The following is a 12,661-nucleotide window of genomic DNA, read 5'->3' as shown; positions in this document are numbered from 1 at the left end:
TTCAATCTCGGTGCAATGAAACGACTGATAGAGCAAAAACAGGATCTAATGCTCATTATTTACTCATTCGTCACTTAGCTCAAATCCTAGTCAAAACCAACATCAACGTGGCCTCGGCTCATGCATTTTTTACCGCTAGAATTATCCACATGATTTTAGACCTACTCGGTCACACATTTTAGGCTGAGAGCCTCATCCTTTCGCGACCGAGCTCCTCCTCAGCTTCTCATCCACCGCTTAGTTCAACGTGACCAAGCACACTGTGTCATACAAAAATTCCCCTACACAACGTGACTTTCATTTAAACCATCAATTATTTATCGAGCAAAATTAACTTTAATTATTCAACTCACAGCGTGCTGACTTTTGCTAACTCTATGATTTTCTGCGTCCAATAACCTACGTATGGAAACAAAAATAATGAACACTCTTAAATTATCTCCGCTTGCCAAAGCGCTGATACCTATCTTGTCGGCCAGCGTGCTAATGGCCTGTAATGACAACAGCTCCGACACCAAACCAGTAACCGAAATTCGCGACAACAAAGTCGTGATCTCGCCAAGCGATATGCCAACAGAACCTACCGTTGCGGCTGATGAAATCATGGTCAGTTACATTGCAGAAACAACGAGCAACAGCGCGCGCTCTCTGTCACTTGGCGTAAACTGGCTGCTTACCTGCGGCGACGATGAGTACAGCGCAAAAGGCAGCGACAAATTTGGCCCATACTGGGTACTGCCGAAATCCAGCACTCTTGGCGCGTGTACGATTGCCAAAGGGGAAGAAACACTGGCGAGCGTTACTTTAGATGCCACCAGCGGCAGCAGCTTAGGAGTAACAACAAAAGGTGAAGTGATCCAAGGCTCTCGCACCGACACTTACCTTACCTCAATTGGTTTCGATCAATCAGGCACAGATGTAAAACTGAAACAAGTCGAGTCGCCAACTGAGCTAGCCAATCCACCAAGTGGCCACTTTGCCATTCAGTTTTATGACCCACTTGGAGATTACAAAGAAGAAGGCGCAGATAAGTTAGGCTATGGTAAATTCAACCTTCACCTTTGGAACAACGCCGATTGTAATGCGGGCGATCCAGATGGATTTAACGATGGCTGGGACGATGTCACCATCACCCCAAATGATGCCGATGAGTTTGGCCCAGTCTGGTACATTCCTGTCACAGAGGATGCGACGCAGTGTTTCAACGTCATCATCCGCAATAGCAACAAAGACAAGGTGATCAACGCTGACTTAAAAGTCGATATTTCAGGTAAGGCAGACAACCCAAGCGCAACCTATATGCCAGGAAAAACGCGCGCCTACGCCAGCCGACTTGAAGCCTACACCACTGATGGCCCATCTAGCGAGTTTACCATCGACACCATTGGCGCCATTTTGCTTGATGACGAAACCTTGGTTTGGAAAGCAGCAAACAATGCCGACTTGGTTCAGTTGATGTTCTCAGAAGATGGTCAATATCACGTAGGACAAGATGGCGTTGTAAGTGGCTCGTCACTTAAACTCAAAGCCACCAAACTGAATGACGCACAAAAGTCGAAATTCCCACATTTAGCTGACTATCCAGCATTTGAGCTGCCTAACGTGGCGTTGAACGAGCTGCTTAAATCAAGCCTTATTGCCATTGCTTCAAATGATGTTCAAGGTGAGAACTTTGGTGAGCTTCGTGCCTCAACCGCGGTGCAATACGCTGGCGCGTTGGATGCTATTTTCGCCGAAGAAGCGACAGAGCTTGAGTATGGTCCAATCTATGGCGACAACGGCGTCACGTTCCGTCTTTGGGCACCAACCGCTCAAGAAGTCAAACTCGTGGTGTATAACGCAGACAAATCGGTCGCGGGCACCCATGAACTGCAAGAAGATAGCGAATCGGGCAGTTGGAGCGTAGAACTCGATAAAGAGACGGTGGATGGCAAATTCTACCGTTATGCGATGAAAGTGTTCCAGCCAAGAGGACAAAAAGCCGCGGAATATGAAGTGACTGACCCATACTCGGTCAGCTTGTCGATGAATTCCATTTACAGCCAAGCGATCGACCTTGATGACGACACGCTAAAACCAGCGGGTTGGGACGCCCTATCGGCACCTCACTCTCAGCTTGAAAGTGACGGCAGCTTATCCGATATGGTGATTTACGAATCTCATGTTCGTGATTTTTCAGCTCTTGATAACAGTACCGAGCCGAATCACCGCGGTAAATATCTGGCCTTCACTGAAAATGGCACCGCGCCTGTGAACCACCTCAAAGAGCTCAGTGAAGCGGGCATGACACACCTTCATTTGATGCCAGTGTTTGACATTGCCACCATCAATGAAGACCCAGATAAAGTCGCCAACATTGATCAGCCATTTAGTAAGCTGTGTGACCTCAATACCGCAGTGAAAAGTGACGCAGAGTTCAGCCAATACTGCTCGGGTGACCAAACCATCGCAGAGGTGTTCGAGACCATCTTGCCCGATGACAGACTACAAAACCCAGTGGTGCAAAGGCTGAACGACTATGTGCGCTCCGTCGACAGTTACAACTGGGGCTACGACCCGTTCCACTACACCGTTCCAGAAGGTTCATACGCGACTGATGCCGAAGGCAGCCAACGCATTCTCGAATTCCGTCAGATGGTGCAATCGGTTAAGCAAGACATTGGTATGAATGTCGTGGTCGACGTGGTGTACAACCATACAAACGCATCAGGACTAAACGATAAATCGGTTCTTGATAAAGTGGTTCCGCTCTACTATCACCGTCTAAGCCCAGATACAGGCAATGTTGAAACATCAACCTGTTGTGAAAACACAGCGCCAGAGCACGCGATGTTCGCCAAGTTGATCGATGACTCAGTCAAAACCTGGGTAGAGGCGTACAAAATTGACGCATTCCGCTGGGATCTGATGGGCCACCACCCACTGGCGCAAATTCAAGGTACCTTGAGTGCCGCGCGTGAAGCAAACCCAGAAGTGTACTTCTATGGTGAGGGCTGGAACTTTGGCGAAGTGCAAAACAACAAACGTTTTGTTCAAGCCACACAGCCAAACCTTGGCGGCACAGGCATTGGATCATTTTCCGATCGTCTACGTGATGCAGTACGCGGCGGTAGCCCATTCGACAGCGGTGACGCACTGCGTAAAACGCAAGGTTTTGCCACAGGTGCAGGCGTTCAGCCTAACGAAATGAACAAGCAGTCTGATGGTTCAGTGAGTGAAGCGGAAATGACGCGCGCACTTGAGCAAATCGATCTGACTCGTCTTGGTATGGCTGGCAACCTCAAACAGTTCAAGATGATTGACCACACCGGCACAACCATCTTGGGCAAGGATGTCGATTACAACGGTCAAGCGGCTGGGTATGCAGAACAACCTTGGGAAATCCAAAACTACGTGTCAAAGCATGACAACCAAACGTTTTGGGACATCAACATGTACAAGGCTCCGCAAGAAGCCGCCTCAGCGGAGCGCACCAAAATGCAAACCGTGGGCATTGCTACGGTTCTGCTAGGTCAAGCGATGCCATTTAATCACATGGGCGGTGAACTGCTGCGTTCTAAATCGATGCAGCGCGACTCCTATGATTATGGTGATTGGTACAACGTCGTGGACTTCACACGCCAAGCGCAAAACTGGGACAAGGGACTACCAACAAAAGACAAAGATCTGAGTAACTACGAGCAGATCGAGCGTGCAACTTCAGATGTTCACTCTCAAGCAACGCCGTCAAACATCGACACCATGTTTGAAAACTACAAGGCAATGCTCAAACTCAGAACATCAACGCCATTGATGACGCTTCCAAGCGCACAAGAGATCCTTAATCGCGTTGATTTCCGAAACACGGGTAAAGATCAAACACCGGGATTGATCGTCATGACCATCGACAATGGCTCAACGCAATCGACCGATCTTGATGAAAAACTCGATGCCGTGGTTGTGGTGATCAATGCCAGCCCTGACAATCAAACGATTGGGGACTTCTTCGATCATCAAAGCAAGAAAATTGATCTGGCTGGCTTCGAGCTTGCTCAAGATTCAATTGGGATTGCAAACGGCGCGACCTTTGCTGATGGCCAGTTTAATGTACCTTCTTGGTCAGTCGCGGTATTCATTCAACCTCGTGGTGACGTACGTGGATTGGGTTTACCTGTCAGCGAAAAATCCGATGATTTGCCTCCGTTTAAAGCGGTGCATGTGGCGGGCGCATTTAACGGCTGGAGCCATATCACCAAAGCGACCTACGCTAATCAAGGACTGTATACAGCGCGAGTCGGTTTATCTGAATCGAGTGAATACAAATTTACAGCAGGCAATTGGGATACGGCTTGGGGCTGTGGTGCATCGGGGGCAGACAACTGCGTTGCCACCTTCACCGAACTCGGCATGTATGAACTCACGCTCGATGCGTCCGACCCTGAGAAGCCAGTTGTCTTGGATGCTAAATTGGTCGAAAGTTACGAAGGTAGAAATTGGTACATTCCTGGCAGCATCTCGGGTGGTTGGGGCCATGATGGTGCTCAGATGATGGTGTCAGGTGACAATAATACCGTCACGTTTGAAACGAGTGAATTGCCAAGCGGTGAAACCGTCGAGTTTAAGTTTACCTGTGGAGGTTGGGGAGAGTGTGAACATGGCGCTGCCGATGTTATCCCTGCAACAAACTCCCTGCCAATTGGCGGTGACGGCAATATTAGCTTCACGCCAAAAGAGACGGGCTCCTATCGAGTGAGCTTTAACATCTTGAGCAAAGAGATCACGATAGCGAAGATGTCGTGATATAGAAAATCACGCTTAAGATAAACCACTATACAGGGAGGCGCTATGCCTCCCTGATTTCATAAGCCTCACAGATTAAGTTCACAAAAATAAAATCTTATTCAACAACCAAATAAGTCAATTCAGCGCAAAGCGCACCGACAAGCTCTCTGATATAGCCTTTACCTATACCACTAACGCGCTAATCAATTTCAATCTCCGCCACTGCGCAACTAAAATTAGACCTATTCCATCAATCATTTTGTGACGTCATTAAGCGAGTGCCCAAAAGAGATGACACAACAAGTTGGAGCACAACACGCGCTCTTATTCTATGGCGCATTACACAAGCGAATTTGAGAAAATAACATGAACAACCTACCCAATTTGTATCTAAAAGGGACTTTCAACGGTTGGGGGTTAGACACACCTTTCACCCAACTGTCAGCTGAACAATATTCTGCGTGCGTGGTCTTCTCGGCAGACCAACATCGCTTCAAAATTACCGATATGGATGGCACTGAGCAGTGGACTCTTTCTGGCCATGAGATAGACCCTACCACCGTCGAGTTAAACCAAACGACACCGCTTCTCACAACTCACGGCATTGGTAATGACTTGCTGTTTACGCCAAGCGCCACAGGTCGATTTACCCTTCTGCTTGACCTATCCGATGACGCGCCAAGTCTGACCATCCAAACGGGTGGAGACAACCAGCAGACCCTATCTAAACGCGATCGCCTTTGTGCTCGACTAAACAGTGTGAGCGCACCTGCATCCGATATCCTCTGTGCAGAGGGCGCCCTTGAACCCTCCACTCTTTTCGATGCGCTTGCGATTGAAAACGATGACAGTTTTCCGTTCGTCTTCGGCGACAACGTCGATGGCTACTACGAAGGGCGAACTCACCAATTTGTCTCTGCGGGTCGCTATCGTCATCATCAAGGTTGGTACTTAGGCGGTTTCGCCTCTTGGGTCGATGGCGAGCTCAATATCAAACCTTCCGCGCTCAAAGCACGCCTGCTTCCTTATGGCGTTGAGCACCAGTTCCACAACGCTAAAGACTTACTCAGCCTTCACCAAGCGCAGCGAATGGCGTCGCTCACTGTCAGCACAAACGAAGCAAAACCGTTGAGCGTACTTCCAGAGCTCAATGTTGGCGTGAATGATGTCAGCGTGGAAATAGAGGGCGATGTGATCGTGTTAGCGATCAACGCCGAACTGTGCCCAGAAGGTAGCCCAAGATTCATCGCCATCAGTGCCAATCAACCTGTAACCATCGAGGAAGTGTCATCAACGCAGTTCCCAGAGCTGGAACAGCACTTATTCCTGTCGGGTTCACACTGCCAGATCATGATCACCAGTGTTCAACCAAGCGTTGAACTCACGGCGTATCTCTGTTTTGAACACAGCAAAGCTAAAGCGATTGAATATTGCCGCCAAGCGGCCCAGCACAATGCGCTTCAACAGCATAAAACGAGAATCTACCAGTTTCTCACCCACAGCTATCTTTGGACAGACGACCTTGAATACAACCGCGCCGTGATGTGGGCTCGTTTATCGAGTCGAGTCTTCGTCAGCCATGAGTTTGGCACAGGCATATGGGCAGGCTTGCCTTGGTTTAAAGATTGTTGGGGAAGAGACACCTTCATCGCGCTCTCTGGCACAAGCTTAGTCAATGGCGAGTTTGAGGAAGCGAAATCCATCATCGAAAACTTTGCCTCAATGCAACAGTTGGACACTCAATCTGTCAACTATGGACGCATCCCAAACCGAGTTACCAGCAAAACCAATATCATCTACAACACCACTGACGGCACACCTTGGATGATGCGAGAGATCCTTGAGTACATCAACTACAGTGGCGACAGAGCGTTTGCCAAGCGGATTTACCCTGTCATTCAACGTTTCATTTCTGGCGTTGAGACGCATTATCTTGATGCTGATGGTTTGATGAAGCATCGTCATCCGGATACGTGGATGGACGCCAAGATCAACGGCCAAATTCCGTGGTCGCCACGAGGGCCAAAAGCCAACGACATCCAAGCCCTGTGGTTTGAAAGCCTAAACGTCGCAAAACAAGTCGCACTTCTCAACAACGACCAAACATTTGCCGAGCATGTCGATACGCTCGCCAAACATGCCAAACAAAGCTTTATCGATAAGTTTTGGGATGAGGAACATCTGCAATTGGCTGATCGACTAGAAGAGAATGATCGCCCTGACTTCAGTGTCAGACCGAATCAGTTGATGGCGATGACTATCCCACAACAAGAGAGTCTTATCGCCCCTAGCATTGGCCAGCATATGGTGAAAAACTGCGTCGATAACCTGCTGTTCCCTTGGGGGATTTGTTCTCTCAATCAGCAACATCCCGATTTTCACCCTTACCATGACAATCGCAGCGAGTATCACAAAGACGCCGCCTACCACAATGGCACCATCTGGGGGTGGAATGCAGGGTTTACTGTCTCAGCGTTAAACCGTTACCACCAACAAGACTTTGCGTATCAACTGAGTAAAAACCTCGCGAAACAGATTTTGCAGCAGGGTCATCGTGGCACCATGAGTGAAAACTTAGATGCCTTTCAGACTCATCCGCAGCAACTGGTTGAAACGGGCACCTATGCCCAAGCGTGGTCAGTGTCCGAGTTCGCCCGCAACGCTCAGCAAGACTATCTGGGCTTTAAGCCAAAACTTATCGCCAATAGCATCGAAATTGCGCCCAAAATCCCGTCGCAATGGCAGAGCTTTAAAGCAAGGCTGCCATTTGGAGAAAACAACGCACTCCAATTTGAATATCAGCGAGACGCACAAGGATACCGCTTCCAATTGACCCCTGCGGTATTGAAAGCGGATATTCACCTTGATTTCAAATTCCGCGTTGGTAACAACGTGATTGCGGTAGCAAGCGACTTGTCTTCGCCGCTGACACTGCACATAGATCTCTCGGGCAACTGCACTTACATCTCTTCACACGCCAGCGTGAAACAGGTAGAAAACGAGTACCGTTGGGCACTGGAAAAACTCGCGTTCGCGTCTCCGGATAACTCAGCGAGTTTTGCTTCGTTGAATGAGCGCGATTATCTCTTCAACAAGCGAAAAGATGAGGGGCTACAGCAAGATAGAGACGCCATCTAAATACTAACGCTAAATAGCAAAAGAGCTCCAAACAAGGAGCTCTTTTTTATTATCAGTGTTTAGATGCCTACTTTGCGTTCACCGCTTTGACGAACACTTCCTGAGCGCCTTTGATATTGAGTGCTTTCGCTTCATCAAGCAGGCTTAATGCCTTGGGAATATCACCCGATGCTACCGCAGTCTCAATCGCATTGTAGTAGTAGGTTTGCGTGTCTGGCTGCGCTTGAATCACCGGTTTTGTGACCGCCTTTTCCGTGGTCACGACAGCGGCGCTGGACGCGGCAGCACGGAATGGACGCAGCTTCAGGGTTTCTACCTCTAGCTCAATGTCCCCTCCCAATTGGTAGGTGTAGACAGGGTCAGTCACCATCGGCATAACTTCGCCAAATTCTTGCGCACGAACTTTCGCTGGGTGGTCAATTTTGACGCTTTTACCCAAGGTGTCGGCTGGCGTATAAATAACAAAATAAGGCGTTTTCTCGGCGTTAGCTCGGAACTTAGCGACATAGCGAGTGCGGGTAAACGCATTTGACGCTAACACTTGGAAGTCATCTAAGGTCAACGTTTTTACGACCTTGAAACTGCTGTCTAGAAGTTGGACTTGAGGCGAGAATACCGAGTCATCAATCATTAAACTCGATACCGTTACCTGCACTTGTCCAGAGCGCTCACTAAAACGGAACGCTTCAAAATAACTGTTGCCTTCAGCAAATTGTCCGACTGGGGAAGAAGGATTAATTTCGAATGAAAGCGATTCTTTGTCGCCCAGTTGAGCGAATGGGAACTTAGAGTAGTCACTGCAACAAACTTCAGCGTTGGTTGGCGCAGCCACTTGTTTATCAATCGGGGTATTCGACGCACAACCCGCTAGCAAAGCACCTAGCACAACGGCTAAAAAAGAGTGTTTATTGTTCATCATTATCTCTCACTAAAGGTTGTTTTATTAAAATGACAAAAGGCAGCCAATTGGCTGCCTTGCAGTTTATCTGGCTTAGAACCAGATTTCTGTGTGGATACCGACAATAACTTCTTTGCCGTCAGTGCCACCTAGACCGATACCACCTGCACTTTCTTCTTCAGTGTTGTAGTAAGTCACGTAAGGCTTGATTTGTGGACGACCGAAGTAGTCTGCGTTAACCGTTACTGGAAGCGCGGCTTCTAGCATGTAGTACATGTTGTCGTCTTGACGACCCCATGCTGCGCCATCAGCAATTGTTTCTTTAGATACACTACCTGTCATTTCAAAACGTAGGTTGTCGTTGATCTTGTAAGAAGGACGCGCTGCTACAAGGATACGAGTCAAATCTTCTTGACCGAACATTTCGTTAGTGATGAAGGCTGTAACTTCTGTACCTAGCTGCCAAGAGTCAGATAGGTTCGCAACACCGTAAGAAGTTAGGAAGATGCTGTTTGAATCATCGCTAAAGCCGTTGTCACCGCTCCACGCACCGAAGTTCACACCGCGGTTTGCTGCTGCGCCGTAACCGTAAGCAATACCTGTTTGGCTCCAACCATCAAAGCCGTAGTAGTCGCGGTTATAGGTAATTGCTGCGCCAACGCCGTTGTCTGCTGCAGGATCCGTTTTGTTCGCACGAGTGATGTATTTCACATCAAAGTTGAAGCTGCCGCCAAGCGCTTGAACGCCGTGGTAGTAAGCGTTGTACGCAACGTTTGTTTCGCGGTCGCTGTTAGTGCCGTTATTGATGTCATCATTAGTGTCTGCAGCAATCACTGCGAAACCTGCGGTGTTACCGCCAAGTTTGGTTTGGAAACCCGCACCTAGACCAGAAGATTGGTTCCAGAATTCACCAGAAAGCAGACCCGCTGAACGGTTGAAGTATCTGTGGCCACTCCAGATAGACGAATCGTCACCCAAGAAAGAGATGCCACCTAGCTCAACGTACGCTTCTTTAATCTCAAATTGCGCTTTGTCGTTCGCTTTTTGGCTACCCTCTGAGGAGTAAGCGAATGAGTTACCGTTACCGAACTCTGAACGAACAACGAAATCAGACCAAACACCGTTGTTGTGCTCTGTGTGTTTCTTGATTGTGAACTCGACTTGGTTTGTGCTTTGACCTGAAGTACCTGCACTGTGGTAATCTGGCTTACCGAACTCAGAATCGATCGTCTCGCCATCTTTCATGCGGAAGTTTGCTGACATGTAACCATGCACTTCCCAGCCATCAGAAATCACTTCTGTTGGGTTTGCTACTTCCACTTCCATCGCTGAATCGCCTGATGTTACGTCTAACGCAACGTCTGTTTCAGCCATGACAAATCCCGATGTTAAGGCAGTCGCCACTGCAGCCGCTAACACGCTTACTTTTTTCATTATATAACTCCGTTTAGGGTTTCTTATTCTTATGCCTCGTATTTCGATACATCCTGAAAGGCAGCAACAGGTCGCGAAAAATAGAGGTAAGACAGAACTCAGCTTCAAGTGAAACCTTGTCCTCATTTGTTTCAACTGTGGCCAGATTACAGGGGGAGTAGAGGGTCGACTTCATCCGAAATAAATTAATTTTGGGGGGATGAGAAAGGAGGAGAAAACTAACCGTATGATATATTAGTGCCCTAAATCACACTATCTAGGAGGAGGATACCTCGTAGGAGAAACTATTCTTAGAACAAAATGCCAACTTGCTCACTAATTGAATTAAATTCGCCACAAATTTGAAATAAAATTACATTTACAAATTTTATCCAAGGCGCTTGACCAATGTCTTACAACACTATTTACTTAAGTTTCGCTATATAGAACACAATATTTGTAAGTAATGATCATGCAGTGCTCTCATCCATATCCGTTAGGCGCAACACCCCATGAACACGGGTGTAATTTTTCTATTTACGCGCCCGATGCAGACTCGATTCAATTAGCTATCTTCGACCAATCCGGTGACTTTAAAACGTTTCAACTCGATGGCGAATACGCGGGAATAAAATTCACCTTTGTACCTGGCATTCTGCCTGGCGCTCAGTATGGCTATATTGTCGAGCACAATGGCGAGCCGCATTTAATCTCAGACCCGTACGCAAAAGCGCTGGCAAAACCTTTGCATTACACGCTGCCTTTTAATTCAGAGAAGAGCTTTGAGTTAGCGCGCTGTGTGGTTGTCTCCGACGAATTTGATTGGCAAGGGGTTCAGCGTCCAAACCGTCCTCGTGATGAGATGGTGCTGTTTGAAACACACGTCAAAGGGCTGACTAAACTCCACCCAGACTTGCCAATTGAGTCTCAAGGACGCTATTTAGGGCTGGTTAGTGACGCCATGCTTGAGTTCTATAAAGAGCAAAACATTAACACGCTCCAACTGCTGCCAGTGGCTGCCTGCATGCATGAGCCTCACCTGTTAAAGATGGAAAAGGTTAACTATTGGGGCTACAACCCCTACTTGTTTATGGTGCCTGATCCAAGATACGCCGACAAAGATGCCGTCAACGAGCTAAAAACCGCTATTCGCGAGCTGCACCGCAACGGCATTGAGGTGATATTAGATGTTGTTTACAACCATACGGCGGAAGGCGGCAGTGATGGCCCGGTATTCAACCTAAAAGCGCTCGACAAACGTTACTACCTGAAACACGGTGAGCACTACGCTAACTATACAGGGTGTGGCAACACCGTCGATCTTTCTTATCAGCCAAGCTTGAATCTGGTGATGGATACGCTCCGTTACTGGGTTAATGAATATCAGATTGATGGGTTCCGTTTCGATCTCGCGGCCACACTGGGCCGTCATGGAGAGCACTTCAGCCCAGACGCAGGTTTCTTCAAGGCTGTGGCTCAAGATCCGGTATTACAGCAAATTAAATTGATTGCAGAACCTTGGGATATTGGCCCTAACGGTTATCAAGTCGGCAACTTCCCATTCGGCTGGAACGAGTGTAACGATCGACTGCGCGATATCACCCGTAGCTTCTGGCGCGGCGACCAAGGGTTTCTCAAAGAGTTTGCGACACGCCTTATGGGCTCACGTGACTTGTACAGTGCTGCGAACTGGCCTTATAAACTGACGGTCAACTACATCACCTACCATGACGGTTTCTGCATGCAAGATCTTGTCTCTTACAAGCACAAACATAATGAAGCCAATGGGGAGCACAACCGTGATGGTCACGGCGACAACCGCTCTGACAACTATGGTGTAGAAGGCCCAACGGAAAACCTCACCATCGTAGAAAAGCGTGAAAAACAAAAACGCAACTTCATGGCCAGTTTGCTATTTGCGTTTGGTATTCCACATATTCTTACCGCGGATGTGCTTTCTCATACGCAACGAGGGAACAACAACGCCTATTGCCAAGACAATGAACTGAGTTGGTTAGACTGGCAGATGGATGAGCGTAAAACGCGTTTCAAACAATGGCTCGCGGAGATGACCCAAGCTCGCCAGCATTATATGGTGCCTTTTATTCGTGCGTTCAGCGGCGAAAACCGCAACGACAACCGAATATTCTGGCGCAGACTCGATGGTTCGTTTATGGAGCATGAAGACTGGAACCGACTCAGCTCGATGGCTCTCCACTTGGGTATCGGCGAAGAGGGCTCAGAGCTGTTTTACTGCATCAACCAAACCAACGCACCCGCCAGATTTACCTTGCCAGAAAGAAAAAGCGCTGAATGGACCATGATCTGTAATACCGACTCACATGATCTTCATCAATCAATAGATCACAAACAGGTATTGGTCGCCCCCGCGTCCATAGCGATCTTCCACTCAAAATAGAGACACAAAATGAGCGATATGGTGATATATCG

General features: G+C 48.1%; 5 protein-coding genes. 3 read left to right on the top strand and 2 right to left on the bottom strand.

What is annotated here, in order from left to right:
* Positions 1-420 precede the first annotated feature (420 nt).
* Both pulA and U9J37_RS19180 read left to right on the top strand, forming a co-directional pair.
* The gene (gene pulA / locus U9J37_RS19185) at positions 421-4,779 is read left to right on the top strand and encodes a pullulanase-type alpha-1,6-glucosidase (RefSeq protein WP_157607796.1); all 4,359 of its coding nucleotides are present in this window, start codon (positions 421-423) and stop codon (positions 4,777-4,779) included.
* Positions 4,780-5,127: 348 nt separating this feature from the next.
* The gene (locus U9J37_RS19180; protein ID WP_005470012.1) at positions 5,128-7,899 is read left to right on the top strand and encodes an amylo-alpha-1,6-glucosidase; all 2,772 of its coding nucleotides are present in this window, start codon (positions 5,128-5,130) and stop codon (positions 7,897-7,899) included.
* Between the two features lie 67 nt (positions 7,900-7,966).
* Here the strand turns inward: U9J37_RS19180 and U9J37_RS19175 are convergent, their stop codons facing one another.
* Positions 7,967-8,815 carry a MalM family protein gene (locus tag U9J37_RS19175; protein ID WP_043886609.1) on the bottom strand — a complete coding sequence of 283 codons (849 nt, stop codon included), beginning with the start codon at positions 8,813-8,815 and terminating at the stop codon, positions 7,967-7,969.
* A gap of 75 nt (positions 8,816-8,890) precedes the next feature.
* On the bottom strand, positions 8,891-10,231 hold the full coding sequence (locus U9J37_RS19170; protein ID WP_005469992.1) for a carbohydrate porin: 1,341 nt from the start codon (positions 10,229-10,231) through the stop codon (positions 8,891-8,893).
* A gap of 451 nt (positions 10,232-10,682) precedes the next feature.
* On the opposite strand from U9J37_RS19170, the gene glgX reads away from it, so the two are divergent.
* Positions 10,683-12,629 carry a glycogen debranching protein GlgX gene (glgX, locus tag U9J37_RS19165; RefSeq protein WP_043886610.1) on the top strand — a complete coding sequence of 649 codons (1,947 nt, stop codon included), beginning with the start codon at positions 10,683-10,685 and terminating at the stop codon, positions 12,627-12,629.
* Positions 12,630-12,661 lie beyond the last annotated feature (32 nt).

The organism is Vibrio sp. 16 (genome assembly GCF_963681195.1).
Taxonomy (GTDB): domain Bacteria; phylum Pseudomonadota; class Gammaproteobacteria; order Enterobacterales; family Vibrionaceae; genus Vibrio; species Vibrio sinaloensis_D.
Note: the sequence above shows the minus strand (reverse complement) of the source record. Positions and strands in the feature narration are given on the sequence as shown.